The organism is Rodentibacter mrazii, from assembly GCF_001998825.1.
In the GTDB taxonomy this organism is placed as follows: domain Bacteria; phylum Pseudomonadota; class Gammaproteobacteria; order Enterobacterales; family Pasteurellaceae; genus Rodentibacter; species Rodentibacter mrazii.
In genome coordinates, this window is the sequence record NZ_MLHG01000003.1 from 31,601 (window position 1) to 52,457 (window position 20,857).

Sequence of the window (20,857 nt, forward strand, 5' to 3'; positions counted from 1 at the left end):
TTTCAAATTAATAATTGAAGGAAATACTATGAAAAATATTAATCCAACCCATACTCAGGCGTGGAAAGCATTAGAAACGCATCAAACAGAATTGGCAAATTTGACCATTCAAGATTTGTTCCAACAAGAAAAGGATCGTTTTAAGGATTATTCATTAATCTTTAAAGATCAAATCTTAGTGGATTTCTCAAAAAACAATATTAATCAACAAACCCTTTCACTTCTTCGTCAGTTAGCTCAAGAATGTTCGCTAGACAGTGCAAAAGAAGCAATGTTTAACGGCGAAAAAATCAACCGTACCGAAAATCGTGCCGTATTACATACCGCACTTCGTAATCGGGCTAATTCACCTGTGATGGTGGATGGCAAAGATGTAATGCCGGAAGTGAATGCGGTTTTGGAAAAAATGAAGGATTTTTGTCAGTGTGTGATTTCCGGTGAGTGGAAAGGTTATACCGGAAAAGCTATTACTGATGTGGTGAATATCGGAATTGGAGGCTCGGATTTAGGCCCTTATATGGTCACTGAAGCGTTACGTCCTTATAAAAATCATCTCACAATGCACTTTGTTTCTAATGTAGATGGCACACATATTGCAGAAACACTGAAAAAAGTGAATCCGGAAACCACGCTTTTCTTGGTTGCTTCTAAAACCTTTACCACCCAAGAAACTATGACCAACGCTGAGAGCGCACGTGATTGGCTATTAGCTTCTGCAAAAGATAAAAGTGCGGTAGCGAAACATTTTGCGGCACTTTCCACCAATGGAAAAGCAGTCTCGGAGTTTGGCATTGATACCAATAATATGTTTGAGTTTTGGGATTGGGTAGGCGGACGTTATTCCCTATGGTCTTCCATTGGTTTATCCATTGCGCTTTCTATTGGTTTTGACAACTTCGAGCAATTATTAAGCGGTGCGCACGAAATGGATAAACATTTCCGCACCGCACCAATCGAACAGAATATCCCAACCACTTTAGCTCTTGTGGGATTGTGGAACACTAATTTCTTAGGCGCACAAACGGAAGCAATTTTACCTTACGACCAATATTTACATCGTTTTGCTGCTTATTTCCAACAGGGGAATATGGAATCAAACGGTAAATATGTAGATAGAAACGGTAACGCTATTAGCCATTACCAAACCGGGCCGATTATCTGGGGTGAACCAGGTACAAACGGTCAGCACGCCTTTTATCAATTAATTCACCAAGGTACAACTTTAATTCCTTGTGATTTTATTGCACCGGCACAAAGTCATAATCCATTAGCGGATCATCATAATAAATTGCTGTCTAACTTCTTTGCTCAAACAGAAGCATTAGCGTTCGGTAAAACAAAAGAAGAAGTGGAAGCGGAATTTGTTAAAGTGGGTAAATCCTTAGATGAGGTAAAAGATATTGTTCCATTTAAAGTGTTTACCGGTAACAAGCCGACCAATTCTATTTTAGTGCAAAAAATCACCCCATTCACATTGGGAGCATTGATTGCCATGTATGAACACAAAATCTTTGTTCAAGGCGTGATTTTTAATATTTTCAGTTTTGACCAATGGGGTGTGGAGTTGGGCAAACAACTGGCTAACCGTATCCTGCCGGAATTGGCGGACAGTGAAAAAGTGTCAAGCCACGACAGCTCAACAAACGGACTAATCAATCAATTTAAAGCATGGCGATAAATTAATTGGAGTGAAAAGTGCGGTCGATTTTGACCGCACTTTTTATGAAAGACATTATTTTTCTTTCCAATAACCAATCCATTCTTTCAATAGTTGCATATTTTTCGCTAATGCAGCGCCTTGCGGAATAAAATGCATCATATTTAATTTATATTCTTTTGGGGTAATACCTTCGCCCACACTCGCCGGCAATACCTCAAATCCCTGTTGTTGGAAAAGTAGCCTTGCCCGCTGCATATGCCATTCATTGGTCACCAGAATAATTTTATTGATATGCTCTTTTTCCAATATTTGTTTGGTAAACAAGGCATTTTCCTTGGTGGTTAAGGCATTCGGCTCAACCCATTTTGTGGGGATATGAAAGAAGTTTTGTAATTCTTCTGCGGCAATTTTCGCTTCAATTGCACCCGTCGGGCTTGCACCGGTAATCAAAAGCGGTAAGTCTGTTTCTTTTTGTAAATACGCTGCATAGCGTAAGCGTTCAAGCTGAATAGCAGTGGAAGCAAGCGGCGCATAAAGCTCTTTGCTATCCCGCAATCCGCCCCCCAATAACACAATGGCTTGTGCATTTTGGTAGTCGTTGAGTGTTAAATTGTCTTCCGTAATTAAGCTGTCTTTCAAGGTTTGTGCCGTGAAGGGAATGCTCAATATATAAAGTAGAGTAAGCCCAAGAGCGGTCAAAATTCGGCTTAATTTTTTGAAATTGAATTTTGCCAATATCAATGCCAGCAGCCATAAAATTAAAATATTAAATGGCGGTAATATCATTGCAGTGATAAGTTTTTTGAGCTCCATCATTTTTTGTCAATTTCCACAAAATCAATATTTTTTGTCCATAAATGGGCATAGCCGGAATTTTTCCCGTAAGCGTTATCACATACTCGGTTTGGAATTTCCAGTAAGCAGGAGAAAATATGGCCGTGTAAACGGGTGGTGGTTACCTGATCATTTTGTAAAAATACCTTGGCGACACGATTCACAATGTGTTTGGTGTAAGAAAACCAAAATTGATGAAAAAGATTTTTCAGCCAGCCCCAATTTTGTTGATGGGCAAATTTACTTATACGCCAACTAAGAGCCAAAACGATACTATCTAAACGGGTGAGAATATCTTCCCAGTCTTGTACATTAGCCTGAGACGGCAGGGTGGCAAGGATATTTTTTTCCACGTCACTGGCTTCAATATCTTTGCGTAAAAAATAAAGTTGTTTACCGGTGTTGCCTTGTTTTGTCGGCAACGTGCCGTAAAGCTGATGTGCCATATCCGGTGATAATGTCACATTTGAGGAAAATTGTTTGAAACTTTCCGCCGTGCGTTCATCACGGGCAAGTAAGTAACAATCCTCGTGCTGGTTGAAAAGTGCGGCTGATTTTTCGAGATTTTTTTGCTCTTTAAAATACAGCGTTTGTGGCAACACGATGATACGGTTATTGGGGAAATGTTGAATCATTGCCTCTCTAATTTTTTGGTGTTGTGGATAGAGATCGCCAAAATTTCCTCCACCGTGTAACAAAATTGTTGTATTCGGGGTAATCTTTTGCTTTATCTCATTAATGTCTATGTCGAACTCACAACGTTTTAATCTCACATGGATATGATGATCTTTAAAAAATTGTTCCGTTCCGTGATAGATCAATAAATCTCCGACATTTAAATGCAACGGATAATCAAAGTAAAACACGTCATTTTTATCTTTGATTAAATCCGCGATGGGATCGAGTTGCTGTTTTAGAGAAATTAATGTTGAATTCATTTTTTTACCTTTTTCAAAATATAGCCAAATAAGAAGGCTTTTTCTGTACGATTTAAACCGATTAATAAAATTATCGCAATCAGCCCAAATTCCAACAATACAGCCTTGGCTAAAAATTCAGGGAAAGTATAAACGCGCTGGGTATCTGACAAGTAAATGAGCCCGATTAAGCAAGCAAATACGATGCCGATATTAAGTAGATATGTGACAAATTCTTTTCGGTTAAATTGAATTTTTTTGTTAATGAAATAGAAACGGTAGATTTGCATGAAAAGTGCGGTGGAAAATCTGCCGATAAAGGCATAGATTGGGTTATAACCGAGGATAAATAAATAATAGACGAGCGGCACGGTACAAAGATCAATGATTGCAATGACAATATTATATTGCTTAATTTTGTTTGTTCCGATAGCCAACGCCGTCATCCAAAATGATCCCGCCATGGCACTAATCAGTGAACATAACAGGGTGATTTGCACTAATTGTTGCACGTATATTGGTAAATGATCACCTAACCAAAAGGTAATCAACGTGTGAGGAAAATAAAGTACCGGTGCGGATAAAATCGCAATGAGATAAAAGGAATATTTTGATGTGCCGAGAATAAGTTTTTTATTGCGTTCGTAATCTTTTGCCGCATAAGATTGCACAAGTTGTGGGTTAAATGCCACTTGAAAGTTATTCACAAAGCTATAAATCGCGGTATCTACTTGGGTGGCGATTCCTACGGCAGCATTGACGGTAACCCCAAAAAACAGGTTGATGACCATATTTAAGCCTTGTGTTGAGGCGACATAAGCCGTTTGTCCGAGTAACATCCAACCGGAAAAACTTGCCATTTCTTTTGTTTTGCTAAAATCCTTGTAAAAACGAAAGCGGGTTTCATTATAAAAAGTGCGGCGGGTAAAATTAAAATAAAGCAAAAATACAAGCAGGCTTACCCCAAGTAATAATAAGCTATAACTGATTAATTTATCGTATTGTTCAATCTGCATCAAAATAAAGATAGCGGAGAGTTTAAATGCCGTCTCACTCAAGCCCAGCCACGCATAAAATGACATTCGCTCATGGGCGACAATCATTGCATTGAAGGGAACTTTAATAATTTCAATCAGGGCAATGAGAAGGGCAATTTGATAGACAATATTGGCTGCGTGCATTCTTTCTGTCGGAATATTGAGTTTATGGTTTAAAAACCAAAACCCTATGGTTTCCGCTAACACTGCCACGACAAACATAATAAAGAGATGATTTAAGATACTGATATTAAAAATAATATTGACACAGCTTGAATCATTGGAGGCTTTTTCCACATTAATAAAACGTTGGGTGGTTGCCGTCATCGTACCGTTAAAAAACGAAAACAAAATCACCACGCCCATGACAATGTTATAAATCCCGAAATCTTCCACGCCCAGCACACGTAATACAACACGTGAAATATAAAGCATTGCTCCCATATTAAAGAGCATACGGATATAGAGAAACAGAGTATTTTTCGCAATGGTTTTGTTCGACATTATGACTGATTTTCGCCTTAAAATTGGTGGGGAATTATAAATTTCTTTAGTATAATCAGCAATCTTTTATGCAACTATTTCCCATTTGATTAATCAAATAGACGATACCATTTTAGTCGAGAAAATAATGAATAAATATTTGATTTCCTTGGATAAAGATGAACAGCGACGTGCGCTTTTCTTTTCGCAACCCGATACGGCGGATTTCTGTGTATTTTCTGCAATCAATACGATGCAACGTGAATGGGAAGAATTGGCGCAGCAGTTTGATTTGGCTCAGTTTGAACGGTGTTACGGGCGTAAAGTGACCAAGGGTGAAATCGGCTGTACTCTAAGTCATCTTGAGGTGTATCGTTTGATTGTGGAAGATGAATCGGTGGCGGACGATGATTATGCCTTAGTGTGTGAAGATGATGCGTTGTTTGCACCAAATTTCCAACAAAATTTGACCGCACTTTTAAGCCAAAATAATGCCATGCCGATTGTGCTTATCGGGCAATCAAAAATTGCTCAATTTAATGATATTGAGCTGGAAATTAATTACCCCACGACTTTTTCATTTTTGTGTCATAAAGCGGGCGATGTGGCTTATGCCTATCCCTATAAAAGTTATTTTGCCGGTACGGTAGGATATTTGATCAAAAAATCTGCCGCACGTGCTTTTCTCAAACTGCTTGAACAAGGCAAACCTTTTTGGCTTGCTGATGACTTTTTATTATTTGAAACGAGATTTGCCTTGCCGAATCAAGTGGTTCGTCCGCTGATGGTGATCGAAAATCCAAAATTAGTCAGCAATCTTGAGGCGATTCGAGGTTCTCAAGCCAATAATCTTGCGAAAAAATTGATGAAATATCCGCTGAAAAAAATAATGGCGATTCGGAAAAATTTAGGAAAATAAATGACTGCACTTTTTAATCTTTTTTATATTTATGATCCGTGGTTTTTCCATGTTGTACGTATGTCTGTTGTGGTGGGGAGCATCGCATTTGGCGTTTTAATTTATCGCTATGTGAAAAAACAAAACCTCCAAGGTATTGTGGTGCCAATGGATAGTTTAGCTGTATTGTTAGGGCTAATTTTATTGAGTGTCGTGCCTCTGCTGATTAATGGCACAAGGGATTTTTCGGTGATCATGATGTATGTGAAATCACTGATTTTATTTATTTTCGGTATTGGGTTTTATAACGCTTTTTATGGGATACCAAACGGGCAACAACGGCTTGTACGAGATTTGCAAATCGGGGTGGCGGTACAATTTGTATTTGGCATATTAGCGTTGTTTGGCATCTCCTTTTTGGTGGATTTTTTGCTTTCAACCAATGCGGTTTTGCCCGCACGGTTTTATGGTTCGGAACAGGAATACCGCCTGTATAACATCACGGCCACCGCTTTTTTCCAACTGAGTTTATTTTACTTAATACTGTTCCATTTTTTATTAGCGTATAACGCAAAACATAACAGCATACCGAGTATTTTGGTGTTTTTGATGCTCTGTATCGGGTTGATTTCCGGCAGAACCTTTTTGTTGCTTTCCGTGGTGAGTATTGCCGTGTATTTTAAATGGCGATATGTACCATCGTTGATTGTATTTTTACTAGTAGTGCTGGGATTGGCTTATTTTATGCCAAAAAATCCTTATGTTGCGCATGCTTTAGAACCGGTCATTAATTTATTACACGGATCCGGTTTTGTCAGTTCTTCTACGGATACCTTGGTCAAAAATCATCTATTTATGCCGACTTTGAAACAGTTTATCTGCGGTGATGGCATGTATATGACAGGGCAGCTAGAAACAGGGCGTTATTATGGTAATACGGATTCCGGTTTTTTACGTCAGATTTTATATGGTGGTCTGGCTTATATGCTGGTTTGTTTCTTTGTCACCTTTTATTTTGTCCGCAAAGTGGCATTAAATTGGTTTGATGGCAGTTGGAAATTCATGCTTTCCTCCTTTGTCATTCTTGCCGCCTGCAACATCAAAGCCGATACTTTTGCTTTTCCGGGCATTATGTTTGTGATGCTGATGTTTTTGTCATTATTTGGCTCTCACGGCAAACAACGCATTTTCTTAGTACAGAATGAGGGAAAAAATGTTTAGTATTATTGTTCCGTCTTACAATCGAAAATCGGAAATTCCCGCTTTATTGGAAAGTTTAACTCAGCAAACCTACAAAAATTTTGAGGTGGTGATTGTTGATGATCACTCAACAGAGCCTGTTGTGTTGGAGAAGTCCTATCCTTTTAAGGTGAACGTAATTCGTAATGAAACCAATCAGGGGGCTGCGGAAAGTCGAAATATCGGTGCACGTGTGGCATTGGGAGAGTGGTTGCTATTTTTAGATGATGATGATCGTTTTGCTGAGAATAAATGTGAGAGATTGGCAGAGGTGATTAACAAACACTCCGATATTAATTTCATTTACCACCCGGCAAAATGCGAAATGGTGAATGAAGGTTTTACCTATGTGACCAAACCGATCTCACCACAAGAAGTTAGTGTGGAACGGATTTTACTTGCCAACAAAATTGGTGGTATGCCGATGGTAGCGGTGAAGAAAGATCTTTTCTTAAAAATAGGCGGATTATCAACCGAACTTCGCTCTTTGGAAGACTATGATTTCCTCTTAAAAGTGATCAAAGAGCCTGATTTCAAGCCTTATATGCTGAGCGAGCCATTGACCTCTTGCACTTTTCACACCAAACGTGCCAGTGTCTCAACGGATACCACCAACACAGAAAAAGCTATTGATTACATTCGTGAGCATTATGTGGAAACACAAGAGCAGGCACATAATTTCAACATCAACGCCAGCTATATTTTGGCTTATCCACATATCATGAACTTATCACGCAAGGCGGCATATTATTATTTCGATATTTTTAAACAAACCAAAAGTATTAAACAATTTGTGATGGCGATGATTGTGCTGATTTCGCCGAAACTGGCACTGAATTTGAAACGTTTTATGTAATAGAAAAGGTGGTTATGAAATTTTCAGTTTTAATGTCTTTATATATTAAGGAAAATCCGCAATTTTTACGGGAATGTTTTGAAAGTTTAGCCGCTCAAACCCATCGGGCGGATGAAATTGTTTTAGTATTTGATGGTGCGGTTACTGAGGAACTGGAAGCAGTTGTTTCCGAATTTGAAAAACAGTTACCGTTAAAATTGGTGAAACTACCGCAAAATCGAGGGCTGGGCAATGCCTTAAATGAGGGCTTGAAACATTGTTCCTATAACTGGGTTTTCCGTATGGATACAGATGATATTTGCGTGCCGGAACGTTTTGCAAAGCAAGTGGCATTTATTGAAAAACACCCTGACACCATTATTTTTGGCGGACAAATTGCCGAGTTTGGCGAGAATGTGAATGATATTGTTGCCTATCGCCGTGTGCCGATAGAAGCGCAAGATATTGTGAAATTTACCCAAAAACGTTGTCCTTTTAACCATATGACGGTGGCATATCAGAAAAGTGCGGTGGTAAATTGTGGGGGTTATGAAGATCTACAAGAAGACTATTACTTATGGATTAAGCTCGTTGCACAAGGTCAAGCGGTGGCAAATTTACCGGATATTTTGGTTTATGCTCGAGTAGGCAATGGAATGGTAGGGCGGCGTCGCGGTTTAAATCAGGCTAAAGCGGAATGGCGGTTATTTAAACTCAAATACCGTTTAGGCATACAGGATTTAGTCTCCGGTTTATTTATTTTTATTTTACGATCCGCTTCTCGTTTATTGCCGACCTCATTATTGAAAACGGCTTATAATCAATTTTTAAGAAAATAAAATGATATTAATAGAAGGAAAGTAAATGAAAAAAATCTCGGTATTGTCCACCACACTTTTATCTTGTTTACTCGTGGGATGTTCTAGCAGTAGCCAAAGTTCATCAGTTAAAAACATTCCTGCAATTAGTCGTCATGCGGTTTATTCCAAACCCCGTACACCGGATAATTTTAACGATTATGTACAATTTTTAAAGGGCAAAGCAGTAGCAGAAGGTGTTTCCCTTGCTACCTTAAATACACAAAATAATATTCGTTATGTGGAAAAAGCCGTAGCGTTAGATCGTGTACAGGCAGGGCTGGCAGCAAGACGTGATCCGAACCAACCTCCCATGTTGAATCCGAACGGCACGACCAATTATCTCAATAAAGTATTAACCAATAGTAAAGTGAATGTGGCGGAAGAGCGTTATTGGGAAGTTCAAGTGCCGCTTCAACGGGCAAGCCGACGTTATGGCGTACAACAAGAATATATTCTTGCATTATGGGGTATGGAAAGCAGTTTTGGGCATTATCAAGGGAGTTATGATGTGTTATCCGCTTTAGCGACCCTTGCCTTTGACGGAAGACGTGAAGCCTTGTTTAGCAAAGAGTTCGTCAATGCGATGAAAATGCTGGACAGTAATTATATTCAACGTCCCAAAATGTTAGGATCTTGGGCAGGCGCAATGGGGCAAACCCAATTTATGCCAAGTGCATTCTTAAATTATGCAGCGGACGGCAATGGTGATGGAGAGAAAGATATTTGGACAAACCAATTTGATACTTTTGCCTCTATTGCAAATTATTTACACACCGTTGGTTGGGACGATAAATTGCCGTGGGGAATTGAAGTCACTTTAAATCAACCGCTTGATTTATCTTTTTCTGGTATTGAGAAAAATAAAGCCCGCTCTTTACGTGATTGGCAGGCTCAAGGCGTGATACCGTTAAGTTTCAGTGCGCAAGAACAAGCAAAACTGACCGCACTTTCCCATGCGGATCTTTGGCTTGTCCGTCCGGATAAGCAAGTGGGGCGGGCATTTTTGGTGTCTAATAATTTTCGCACGATTTTAGATTGGAATAAATCCAATTATTTTGCTGTGAGTATCGGAATGTTTGCGGATCGAATTAAGGAAAGGGTCGGATTATAACGATATTATGTAGCAGATGCAGGATTATATAACAAAACGGCGGTCAATTTGACCACCGTTTTTTTTTTGCTTGGTTAGACAACAAATATTATTTTGCAGCCGGTTTTTCTGCATTAGGAGTAGCTGGTTGAGCCGGAGCCGGGTTAAATTTAGCTTCAATTTGTGCACCAAGCTCAGCTAAAGCTTGCATTTTGCTTTGTAATTGTGCTGCTTGTTCGGCATAAGCTTTTTGATCTGCTTCCGTTTTCACATTTGCTTGAGTAACCAATAATTGGCTCGCAAGAGTCAATACTTCTTTGGTTTGATTTTTCGCATTGCTGATTAAATCGGATTTCAAATCAAGTGCATCTAAACTTGCAATACTTGCTTGAACATTCTTGTTAAATTCTTCAATGGCTGCTTTTGCTTTATTTTCATCTTTGGCTGCGGCTGCCGCACTTAATGCTTGCTGTAATTTTTGTTGATTTTGAGCTTGCACTGCACCTTGCTCTTGATTCCAAGCGATTAATTTTTCGTAATCTGCTTTTTCTTGTGCTTCAGCAGTCATTGCCGGAGCCGTTGTTTCAGCAGGTTTTGCCGCTTCAGTCTGCTGAGTTGTTTCAGGTTTAGCTGCATCAGCCGTTTTGTCTGCGGCTTTATCGCAAGCAGTTAAGAATAAAGTAAACAATGCAGTTGCAGTAATTTTTGTTAATTTGTTCATAAGTAATCCTTTGAATTGGAAATTAAAAAAGTATTTGTTGGATGATTAAGTCCACGTTTACCTCAGACTGCCTATTTTCGGATTAGTTTAAAATTTTTTCAAGAAATTTATTTTAAGATTGGCACGAACTCGGATAAGGCTTTTATTTCCTCTTCGCTTAAACGTTGTTTTGCCGGATTGCCGGCTCCAATAATATTTTCTTTTTTGCGTTCAAAAAGTGCGGTTGAAATCTCTTCCGTTTTTAATTGATTGATGATTTTAGATTCACCCATTGCCGCTTTCTCGCCTTTTTTCCCGTGACAAGTAGCACAGGAGCGTTTGTAAATTTTTTCTGCTTTGCTGAAAACAGGAGTATTAGCGGTCTCGGCTTGAGCAAAAAAAGCAATACAGAGCAAGCCTCCGAGAAATAAATGAAGCCCTTTCATTGATGATCCTTTTAAGTGTTATTTTTTGAATAATTTATCTAATTCTTGCTGAGGAATTTTGCCTTCAAATTTGGCTTGAATATAGCCTTTATCATCAATGATGAAGGAAGTCGGCGTACCGACTAATTGATATCGCTCGGAGGTGATTTTCATTTGATCTTTAATCACCGATTGGGTGAGTTGATGTTTGGCGACGACCGCTTTGGTGTCCATATTTTCACCATCAACATTGATGGCGATGAGTTGGACTTTATTTGGATAGGCTTCATCAAGTTGCTCGAATGTTTTTAGTTCCGCCATACAATGACCGCAGGTTTCCGACCAAAAGGTGAGTAATCGGGTACCTTGCCAACCTTTTAAGCTCACTTGTTTACCTTGTAGATCATAGGCGGCAAGTTCTGGTGCGGCGTTACCGAGAGTTGCTTTTTCTTCTTTACAAGAAACGGTGCTGAAAATGACCGCACTTAAGCAGAGTGATTTGAGTAAAAGTTTAATGTTCATTTCGTTCTTCCCGTAAAAACTTACCGTGTTGAAGATAAATGGTACGATCAGTGAGTTCGCCCAGTTCCGGATTATGGGTCACCATGACAATGGTTCTCCCTTGGCGGTTTAATTCTTGTAATAAGTCTAAGATTAATGCCTCATTTTTTTCGTCCAAATTACCAGTGGGTTCATCGGCAAAAATAACAGGAGGCTGATTGACAAGGGCACGAGCAATGCAAACGCGCTGTTGTTCGCCGCCGGAAAGTTGGCTTGGTCTGTGATCCATACGATGTCCTAATCCCACTTGTTCTAATACGGCTTTTGCCGCCGCTTCGTCAATGACACTATGATAATGTTGAGCGAGCATGACATTTTCAAGGGCGGTTAAATAGGGAATCAAATGGAATTGTTGAAACACCAAGCCGATTTTCTCCGCACGAAAACGTTGGCGACCGATTTCATCTAATTGGGCGGCATCAATGCCGGCTAAAATAACTTTCCCTTCACTGGCAGTGTCCAGCCCGGTGAGAATGTTCATCAAGGTCGTTTTACCTGAGCCGGAGGCGCCCATAATAGCAACAAATTCGCCCTGTTTAATTTGAATATTAATATCTTCAAGTGCGGTCACTTGACCGAAGCGTTTATATAAATGTTTTGTTTCGATAACAAATTGAGTCATAGTTTTCTCTTTCATTTTGTTAGGCGATTTTTTCTCAACCTATGCCTTAGATTTATTCACCTTTTAGTACATTCGCCGTCTGAATACTTAATGCACGACGTGTTGGTAGGATAACGGCGATAAATGCGACCAACAAGGAGAGCATAATAGTGATAGGGAAGACCGGTAAACGCATATCAATGTAAGATTTAAAGACCGTTAAGCCTAAAATCTGAGCGAGTAAATAACCAAATATTAATCCGACTAAAATGGCACAGACGGCAATAATAAGAATTTCTGTACAGATTTGCTTAATAATATCCGACTGTTTTGCCCCTAATGCTTTTTGTAGGGCAAATTCTTTGGCACGTTCGCCGACAATCGCGATCAATGTGGTGTTCACACAAAGTGTAGCCAACACTAAAATTACTAAAGAGATTAGTCCCATTAGCCCTTTGATTTTATCTAAAATTTGCCCTTCCGAGGAGGAAACTTTACGGATCGGGCGGGCAGTGAGATCTTGATATTGTTGCATAATATTTTCTGCAAACTGATCGACCTGACCCAGTTCATTTCTGACATTGAGTAGCGCATTGTTAGCAAGCCCTTCTTTTTCCAACCAATTCTGCGCAAAATCAAGATTGACGATGAGCATATTATCTGTGGCATCACCGGCTTCTACAATGGCTTTAATGGTGAATTGATGTTTTTCTACCGCATTTTTTGACAGTTGTAGTTTATCGCCGATTTTTAAATTGAGACGTTCGGCAAGAGTTTTTCCAATCATGGCATTGCGATCATCAAAATTCACATTAATGGCGGAACCGCTAATTTGCCAATAAGGGGCTAAAACCCGCATATCTTCAAAACGAACGCCCATAATAACGATTTTTTCCAACTCACTGCGTGTTATGCCGTAAAGATAGGGGCTGGCTGCGGTGATTAATCCCTGTGGCGCTTGTTGCAAAATTTCATCAATTTGACTCACAGAAACCATTTCGCCTTTTGTCGAACCAATATAGAAATTGGCACCAAAGGTTCGAAGTTCTTGGCTCATTTTTGTGTTGATATCGAAATAAACGGCCGCCATGGCGGTAACAATGCCGGCACCGACAGTTAAGGCAGTGAAAATAATCATCACCCGTTGTAAACGTAGACGCAGTGCACGGAAAATTAATCGCCAAAACATACTTTTATTATCTGCCATAAAGCACCTCAACGGGATAAAGTTTGGCAATACGATGGGCTGGGAACCAAGTACCGATAAGGGCAATCAATATTGAAAGTACGAGTACGCAAGGGATCACGATCCAAGCAAAACTGAGCGGTACGCCAAAAAGTGTGAAACCAATAAATTTTGCCAAGCCCCAACCGGCTAAACATCCCAAGATACCGCCAATCAATGCACTTAATACGGCTTCGCAATAAAACAGCAGAACGATCTGCCACTGGTAAGCACCCAAGGCTTTCATTAAACCGATTTCTTTGCTTCGTTCAATAATGCTGGAACTCATCAGCGAGGCAATACCCATTGCTGCTGCAATTAATGCCGCAAGCGTGACGACTGAGAGTAATAACTGAATTTTGCTGATGACCACACCCTCGGAGGCGGCAACTTGCCAGATAGGGCGAACAATCGCACCGGAAATGGCTTCTTCCAGTTGATGGGAGATCGAAGAGACATAGGCGGTGCAGTACCAACGGTCATACTCTTCCGCATCAAGGGCATCGGTATTGGTGCGCGCTTTACGGGAGAGGGTATTTTCCGGTACGGTGAGAGCGGACACTTTCACCGATTGGACCTTACCTTCTAAACCAAGTAGGGTTTGCGCAGCACTTAACGGCATAACAATCTGATTATCTTCCGCTCCGCCTGTGGTTAAAATACCTTGAATTTTAACCGCACTTTGAGCGGAAAAATCTTTTTCTTGATAGCTTAAATGAAGTGTATCGCCAATTTTCCAGCCGTTCACTTTGGCAAGCTGCGTACCCACAAGAATAGGAATGATTTCACTGAAATTGTCATTTTCATCATTTACCCAATTACCTTCCACCTGCCAATAAGGGCTGATAATGCGTTGTCCGGTGTGATAATCTTCTTCATCGGGAATCGCAATGTAGTGATCGAAAAAGGTTCCTAGAATTGAAATGGATTCCGAAAGTGCGGTCGATTTTTCCGTTGTTTTTGTTACATTAACGGTTGCTGTTAATTGAGGGGCAAAGCCGACAATATTATTACGCCAAAAAATATCTTTAATGTTTGGCAGTTCTTTTTCATCAATAAAATCTCGCCCAGAAAGGGCGATATTCGAATTGAGTTCATCCGGTAAGGCAGCATTACTTGCCGGTTCAATCAAAATATTTGCGCCGTAAGATTTTAGTTCTTTTGCCATTTTATCGCCAATATCAATAGAAACGGCGAGCAAGGCGGAGACTAAACCGGCTGCTAAGAAAATGGTCACAATGGCTAATAATTTTCGCTTAATACCAAAACGCCAAGATTGAAATAACATTCTCACTAACATTGTTATTCCTCTTTCCCATTTTCATTGCTGAGGTATTTTTCAGGGTTATTGCGGAACCGTTCAAGATTTTCTTCATTTTCAAAGAAGTAAGTACGGTTCTCAAAGCTGTATTTATGTTCCGTTTGGGTGTTTTTGAGTTTTGCACCGCTAATAGGATCTTGCACCTCGATTTCTACGATAGTGTTGAATAAATTAAGTCCGTCTTCCAATGAAGTGCGGTGAATAATAAGCTCATTTTCCGTTTGTTGCCAATTTTCTATCGGCACGGGATTACATCCCCCCGGTTTGCCAATGGACGGAATGAACATATGTACGCCACACCCGACGCAGACTACTTGATTACCTTGCATCACATAACCTTGATCGCCGCATAATAAACAGGCATCAAACACTGCTGCAAGACTGAGCTTATTCGGTTGGCGGTTAATAATAAAAAAGCGTACGGCTTTGCCATCGTCTGCGATCCAAACAAATCGATGCAGTTTTCCGTCTTTTACTTGTTCAATCGGGATATGAATGGTTTCATTTTGATCGAGCACAACAGGAACGGCTTCGGAAAGTTGAGGGGGGCGAGATGCCACCTGTACCCAATAAAGTTGGCTTGCGCCAATAAAAATTATTGCCAATGTTCCCCAATTAATCAGACGTTTTGATACTTGCACCAATGCCAATTTTTTGCGTTTTTCGATGGGATCTTGTTCAATTTTGGCTTGTAAAGTCCGTTTAACATGAGTTTGAAAGATGAAAATCCCTAAGTTTATGAACATCACAGTGAGGCAGATGGTATTAAGCCAAGTTGTGATAGCTCCTGATTTTGCGGCGAAACTTAACCGCACTTTGGTCAGTTCAATTAGCTGTAATTTCATGAAAATAAGTAATAATTCACCCATCAGTGGTATCACTAAGGCGAACCAAAGCATAAAACTCAGTGCAAAAAGTGCGGTGGATTTTCCTTTTGTTTTTTGCTGTTGTTTAAGTAAGAAGTAGAGCCATGTTGATACGGCAAAACATAAAATGACACCAAAAATAACCGCACTTAAATTCAAAATAAAATCAGTATTAATAATATCCGTATTGGTAAGCGCGGTGATATTTGGATCTTTCGCCCAAGTTGCACCTGCAATCAGCATTAAGATAAATTGCCAACAAAGGGCTAGTTTGGTTGAGTGTGTCCATTGACTGAGGGCAAAAAGTAAGAATGCGCTAAGAAAAATGAGGGTGACGATAAGATTTGCCACTTGGCTGGTTGGCAAGATAAGACGTAATGCCACACCGCTTATTAAGCCGAAAAGACTCAACCAAATGATTGTTTTTGAACCGGAGGTAGTTGGTTTTATTGCCCAAGAGGCACCGAGTAAAATTGAAATAGGTAAGAGCGATTGAAGTAGAAAAACGAAAAAGTAAGTCATATAAGTCAAAAAATATCATCGTGATAAAATATGCTGTGCCAACATATTATTTTGTTAAGTATCTATGGTGCATAGATTTGTGCGTGAATATAAGTCATTCACGCACGTTGTAAAGAATTATTTAATTCCTGTGAATTTAAATTCATAGTTTACATCAAAAGGTTTCCACCAACGACCTACTCCGGTTTCTCCATCCGTATGGCGGTGCATACCGGCTTTTGATGGTGGATCGATATGATAGGTTAATTTGTAGTTACCCACGCCCATCATTTTTACGTTTGCACCATAATGCGGACCGTCACCGGCAACCATTGGCATAAAGGTTCCTTCTTGTTTTTCACCCGTATCAGTATTGACTAAGGTGTAATTGATTGTCAGATAAGGCATCCATTCGCCGTCACCAAATCCGTTTTTATTCCCTTTCACCGCGTGGATATCCGCTTCTAAGTGAATGTCGGATTTTGCTGCAGGTAAGCCCATACCACGAGGTTCCATATCAATGGGTTTCAGATAAACGGCGGCAATTTCCATATCATTCATTGTCACGGCTTCACCGATAGGATATTCGGTAAAGGCTTGTGCGCTTGCAGCAAATAAACTGGCGGTAAGTGCGGTCGTAATCAGTGCTTTTTTCATATTAGATCTCCTGAGATTTAAGGTTATGCTGCTTTTTTACTTTGATATTTCATAACGGCTAAAGCAAAAAGTGCAGCGATGATTAAAATGCCTTGTGGAATTAATGTTTCTAGATAAGGGTAAATGCCTAACCACGAAATTTCCGGTATGCCGTTTATTAAGGTTGGTTCAAATAATTTTCCTTCAATCAGTTCTAAGACTGATTTGCCGGCAAATACAAACGCCATGATATACATAAATGTGCCGGTGAACATAAAAAACGGTTTAAGAGGAAGTTTCACTACACTATAACGCATGATGAAGTAACAAATTGCCAGTAGCAATACCCCGACAAAGAAACCGGCGAAAAGATAAGCTACACCGACCGCACTTTTTGCATCACTTGCAAGTGCGTAATAGAATAAGACCGTCTCCGCCCCTTCGCGATAAACGGCTAAAAAGCTCGTGAGCCATAAGCCAATCAAAGAGCCTGCGCTTAATGCAGTGGAAAGTTTGCCTTCTAGATAACGTTTCCAATTTTGCGCTTCAACTTTAGAAAGAAGCCAGTAACTCATCATAAAAAGCATCACGACGGCAATCATCATCGTGAAACCTTCCAGCAATTCTCGATTTTGACCGGAATTTTCAAAAATAAGCTGGAAAATAAAGGCGGTGATGACACTTGCTCCTAGGGCGACATAAACGGATTGACGAATGGTTGGCAATTTATCTCGATGATTATTTTTAACGAGGTATGCCACAATAGCAGCGACAATGAGTAAGGCTTCCAAGCCTTCGCGCAGAATGATTAACAGACTGTATAAGAATAATGACCAATCACTTTGTTCTCCACTCTGTAACATATTGACGGCTTTGGATAAATTTTGGGCTAAGCCTTCTGCTTGGGGTTGTAATTTGTCTCCTTGGTTGGCTTTCATTAGGCTGACCATACGTGTGAAATAGCCTTCAATTTCTGCTTTGAAATTACTATCGCGAGAGCCGATTTTATTTTCCATTCCGCTGTTTTCAAATATATCAAAATAGGTGTCTTGTGCAGAAAGAATGGCTTTTTTCTGTTCGCCTTTTTCATAAAGTGAAATAGCTTGTTGGATACCTTGATTGACTTGATCGGCAATTTTTTGCCAATCTTGCGGCTGATTTTCTACTGATTGCGCGTTATTATCCGGTTGATTCTGTTCTTCACGGGTAGTCGGTAACGCCGGCAATAATTCTTCAATATCTTGTAGAAGGTTTGTACTTTGATAGGCGATTTCCGTCATTTGATCCGCTTGTTCACTTAAACGAATTAAATTGTAGAATTGTTGATTGATGGCGGCGGATTGTTCGGAAGAACGGTGAGCACGTACAGCTATTTCCATTTCTGAATTTTTATAACCGTCATACTGTGCTTGTTGGAATGATTGTTTGGCTTTGGCGAAATTTCCTTGCTCATAAGCCTCAATGGCTTGTGCCATCAAATCATCAATGGTTTTAAAACTTTGTTGCCAGTAAGGCAAAATTTGAGCATTTTGATAGACGCTATGTTGACCGTCCGCATTGAGTTGATGACCTTCTTTTAAGGAAGGCAAGACTTCTTGTAACGCTTGTTTTAAGCCATTAATTTTGGCTTGAATTTCATCAAGGGATTTGCCTTCCCCAATCATTTTACGAATTTCACCGAAGGTCGCTTCCATTTGATAGCTTTTTTGTGCTGAAAAATTAATACGGATAGGACCTTCTAAATTTTCAAAGACTTCAAAATAAGCCATCTGCACTTCAGTGCGGGCATCATCAGGACTATTTTGTTGAAGAAGTGCGGTTGTTTTATCCAACCGTGCTGTAATATCCGCCACCCATTGTTGATAGTTATCTTGTGCTAAAACGAGTTGAGAAAAGAAAAAAGTAAATAATACTGCGCCACAACGCACAATACGCAACATTGAAATCTCCAAATGCAATTCATTCTTATTTCTGCATATTATCCTCTAATAAGAAAAAATCTCAACTATGATTTTATTATTTTGTGATGAAGGTCAAGTTTGGGAGAGGAATAAAACACCTTATTTTTCAACCGCACTTTGCTTAATGAGCCACCCAAATTTTTTTGAGTTCCATTTTTTCAGGGTTGTATTTATAAACATTAATGCCGCCACCATGGGCTTGCCCTGTGACAAGAATATGAGCTTGAGGGGAAGAGGCGAATGTTTTGCTGTTAAAGTAGTTATTTGCGGAAATCATAGGGGAAGAACCTAAATCAACATAGCCTTTTATCCACGGATCGCCGATGGTATAGATAGAAGCGATAGTTTTATTTGGTGAGTTTTTATATATATACCCGATTCGGATAAAATCAGTCTCTGTCAGAAAAGCATAAGCTACAGTAAATTGGCGCATCATGTTTTCGAATTGATTTTTAGTTAATGGAATTAATCTACTTTTATCATATTTCTCGGTTGATAAATTATAAATACCCTTATAAGGATTAGATAACAATAATCGGTTCATTAAATTATCGATTTCCCACATTTGGTTACGTGCATTATTGTCTCCTGTAATGATCCATTTTTCGTCAGGGCTAATAAGTCCGGTTGTGTAACCATCATTACCAAATAATCTTGCAATAGGTTTGAGCGTTTTTTTATCCCATAAGGTTACACCATCGTAGCTGCTATTTTTATAAACACTAGGGTTAATTGGATTTGCGTTAGGATTAATTTCAGCCGGTGCTTTTCTACCTGTTGAATGCCCAACAGATAAAATATAGTTATCGGTTAATCTTAGATTTTCGTAATCTCCAATAGGCGTATCGGTATAAATAGGAATAAGATTGTCCCCATAGCCTTTATAGATTTTTCCGGAATGATTGGCACTAATATAAAAGGTTTTATCTTCAGAGATGGCATGTCCAAAGGTTTCAAAGTTAGGGAAACTTTGAATAATTTCGCCTTTCACATTTTGAATATGCACAACATTTTCATTATCTTGCCACATAAATTCATGACTATTGGGAATAAAATACATGCTCCAACCATTTGCGTTACGAGCCAGTACGGTTTTTTCTTTATTTGGAATATCCCATAAAACTAGGTTTCCATCCCAGTCAATACTTGCGGCATAATTGCCATCGGTTGAAATACCGAGTGATGTTATCTCCTTTGTTGTAGAGAGAAAACCATTGACATAAGCATAGACCCCCACTGCAATAAGGCAAAGGGAAGTTACAAGATAAATTTTTATCTTTTTTGTTAATGTACTCATTTTACTGTTATCTCTAAAGAAAGAGCGGTCAAGAAACACCACGTTTTCCCTTTTCTGCATTTACCACATAGTATCGAAAAATACGCCGTTTTCAACCGCACTTTGTTTAATGAGTCACCCAAATTTTTTTGAGTTCCATTTTTTCAGGGTTGTATTTATAAACATTAATGCCGCCACCGTGGGCTTGCCCTGTGACAAGAATATGAGCTTGAGGGGAAGAGGCAAATGTTTTGCTGTTAAAGTAGTTATTTGCGGAAATCATAGGGGAAGAACCTAAATCAACATAACCTTTTATCCATGGATCGCCGATGGTATAGATAGGGGCTATTGTTGCATTGGCTTCATCATCATAAATGTATCCGATGCGAATAAAATCGGTTTTAGTTAAGAATGCGTAAGCAACGGTATTATCTCGCATCATGCGTTGAAATTGTTCTTTAGTTAATGGGATTAATCTACTTTTATCATATTCCTTGGTTGATAAGTTATAAATGCCATCATAAGGATCGGATAGTGAAAGGCGATTCATTAAATTATTTATTCCCCACATTCTATTACGAGCATTGCTATCTCCTGTAATTACCCATTTTTCATCGGGGCTAATAATCCCTGTAGTTTCACCTGCATTGCCATATAATCTTGCGATAGGTTTTAATGTTTCTCTATCCCATAGGGTAACACCATCATAACTGCTATTTTTATAAACATCAGGATTTATGGGGTTTTCAGGAGGATTAATTTCAGCAGGATATTTTCCTCTTATGGCATGTCCAACTGACAGAATATATTTATTGGTTAATCTTAGATTTTCATAATCTCCAATAGGGGTATCGGTATAAATTGGGGTAATATTTTCTCCATATCCTTTAAATATTTTGCCTGAATGATTTGCACTAATATAAAAGGTTTT

The 20,857-nt window shown here is 39.3% G+C and carries 20 protein-coding genes; 6 read left to right on the top strand and 14 right to left on the bottom strand.

The window, feature by feature from the left end:
- Window positions 1-28: 28 nt before the first annotated feature.
- A complete protein-coding gene (gene pgi, locus BKK47_RS00210; protein ID WP_077492941.1) occupies window positions 29-1,678 on the top strand; it encodes a glucose-6-phosphate isomerase in 1,650 nt (549 codons plus the stop codon).
- Between the two features lie 54 nt (window positions 1,679-1,732).
- Here pgi and BKK47_RS00215 read toward each other — a convergent pair whose 3' ends face one another.
- From BKK47_RS00215 to BKK47_RS00225, 3 genes are read right to left on the bottom strand one after another with little or no spacing between them, the layout of a single operon-like run.
- Window positions 1,733-2,476, bottom strand: a complete 744-nt coding sequence (locus BKK47_RS00215; protein WP_077492942.1) for a YdcF family protein — start codon at window positions 2,474-2,476, stop codon at window positions 1,733-1,735.
- The gene (locus BKK47_RS00220; protein ID WP_077492943.1) at window positions 2,473-3,432 is read right to left on the bottom strand and encodes a polysaccharide pyruvyl transferase family protein; all 960 of its coding nucleotides are present in this window, start codon (window positions 3,430-3,432) and stop codon (window positions 2,473-2,475) included. Before BKK47_RS00220 ends, BKK47_RS00215 begins: the two co-directional genes overlap by 4 nt.
- Window positions 3,429-4,952, bottom strand: a complete 1,524-nt coding sequence (locus BKK47_RS00225) for a lipopolysaccharide biosynthesis protein (protein WP_077492944.1) — start codon at window positions 4,950-4,952, stop codon at window positions 3,429-3,431. The genes BKK47_RS00220 and BKK47_RS00225 overlap by 4 nt, the downstream gene beginning before the upstream one ends.
- 127 nt (window positions 4,953-5,079) lie before the next feature.
- On the opposite strand from BKK47_RS00225, the gene BKK47_RS00230 reads away from it, so the two are divergent.
- Genes BKK47_RS00230 through BKK47_RS00250 form a run of 5 tightly spaced genes read left to right on the top strand, consistent with a single transcriptional unit; the run spans window position 5,080 to window position 9,874 of the window.
- On the top strand, window positions 5,080-5,850 hold the full coding sequence (locus tag BKK47_RS00230) for a glycosyltransferase family 25 protein (RefSeq protein ID WP_077492945.1): 771 nt from the start codon (window positions 5,080-5,082) through the stop codon (window positions 5,848-5,850).
- Window positions 5,851-7,050: a hypothetical protein gene (locus BKK47_RS00235; protein WP_077492946.1), complete on the top strand. Its 1,200-nt coding sequence runs from the start codon at window positions 5,851-5,853 to the stop codon at window positions 7,048-7,050. It abuts the gene before it with no gap.
- On the top strand, window positions 7,043-7,924 hold the full coding sequence (locus BKK47_RS00240; protein WP_077492947.1) for a glycosyltransferase family 2 protein: 882 nt from the start codon (window positions 7,043-7,045) through the stop codon (window positions 7,922-7,924). The genes BKK47_RS00235 and BKK47_RS00240 overlap by 8 nt, the downstream gene beginning before the upstream one ends.
- A 14-nt stretch (window positions 7,925-7,938) precedes the next feature.
- Window positions 7,939-8,742 carry a glycosyltransferase family 2 protein gene (locus BKK47_RS00245; protein WP_077492948.1) on the top strand — a complete coding sequence of 268 codons (804 nt, stop codon included), beginning with the start codon at window positions 7,939-7,941 and terminating at the stop codon, window positions 8,740-8,742.
- Between the two features lie 25 nt (window positions 8,743-8,767).
- A complete protein-coding gene (locus BKK47_RS00250; protein WP_077492949.1) occupies window positions 8,768-9,874 on the top strand; it encodes a lytic murein transglycosylase in 1,107 nt (368 codons plus the stop codon).
- An 88-nt stretch (window positions 9,875-9,962) separates the two neighbouring features.
- On the opposite strand, the gene BKK47_RS00255 is transcribed toward BKK47_RS00250, so the two are convergent.
- From BKK47_RS00255 to BKK47_RS12400, 11 genes are all read right to left on the bottom strand, one after another.
- Window positions 9,963-10,574: a lipoprotein HlpB gene (locus BKK47_RS00255; protein WP_077492950.1), complete on the bottom strand. Its 612-nt coding sequence runs from the start codon at window positions 10,572-10,574 to the stop codon at window positions 9,963-9,965.
- A gap of 107 nt (window positions 10,575-10,681) precedes the next feature.
- Window positions 10,682-10,999: a c-type cytochrome gene (locus BKK47_RS00260; protein ID WP_077492951.1), complete on the bottom strand. Its 318-nt coding sequence runs from the start codon at window positions 10,997-10,999 to the stop codon at window positions 10,682-10,684.
- Between the two features lie 18 nt (window positions 11,000-11,017).
- Window positions 11,018-11,500, bottom strand: a complete 483-nt coding sequence (locus BKK47_RS00265; protein ID WP_077492952.1) for a TlpA family protein disulfide reductase — start codon at window positions 11,498-11,500, stop codon at window positions 11,018-11,020.
- The gene (locus BKK47_RS00270; protein WP_077492953.1) at window positions 11,490-12,161 is read right to left on the bottom strand and encodes an ABC transporter ATP-binding protein; all 672 of its coding nucleotides are present in this window, start codon (window positions 12,159-12,161) and stop codon (window positions 11,490-11,492) included. Before BKK47_RS00270 ends, BKK47_RS00265 begins: the two co-directional genes overlap by 11 nt.
- Before the next feature lie 52 nt (window positions 12,162-12,213).
- Entirely contained in the window at window positions 12,214-13,347 is a 1,134-nt protein-coding gene (locus BKK47_RS00275) for an ABC transporter permease (protein WP_077492954.1), read from the bottom strand.
- Complete coding sequence (locus BKK47_RS00280; protein ID WP_077492955.1) at window positions 13,337-14,665, bottom strand: ABC transporter permease; 1,329 nt, start codon at window positions 14,663-14,665, stop codon at window positions 13,337-13,339. Before BKK47_RS00280 ends, BKK47_RS00275 begins: the two co-directional genes overlap by 11 nt.
- Before the next feature lie 2 nt (window positions 14,666-14,667).
- On the bottom strand, window positions 14,668-16,074 hold the full coding sequence (locus BKK47_RS00285) for a Fe-S-containing protein (RefSeq protein WP_077492956.1): 1,407 nt from the start codon (window positions 16,072-16,074) through the stop codon (window positions 14,668-14,670).
- A gap of 117 nt (window positions 16,075-16,191) precedes the next feature.
- Window positions 16,192-16,710, bottom strand: coding sequence for an iron transporter (locus BKK47_RS00290; RefSeq protein WP_077492957.1), 519 nt, complete (start codon window positions 16,708-16,710; stop codon window positions 16,192-16,194).
- Between the two features lie 23 nt (window positions 16,711-16,733).
- Window positions 16,734-18,629: an FTR1 family protein gene (locus BKK47_RS00295; RefSeq protein ID WP_077492958.1), complete on the bottom strand. Its 1,896-nt coding sequence runs from the start codon at window positions 18,627-18,629 to the stop codon at window positions 16,734-16,736.
- Window positions 18,630-18,771: 142 nt separating this feature from the next.
- The gene (locus BKK47_RS00300; protein ID WP_077492961.1) at window positions 18,772-19,947 is read right to left on the bottom strand and encodes a WD40 repeat domain-containing protein; all 1,176 of its coding nucleotides are present in this window, start codon (window positions 19,945-19,947) and stop codon (window positions 18,772-18,774) included.
- A gap of 106 nt (window positions 19,948-20,053) precedes the next feature.
- Window positions 20,054-20,857 (bottom strand): hypothetical protein (locus BKK47_RS12400; RefSeq protein WP_077492959.1); only part of this gene is annotated, 804 nt, incomplete at its 5' end.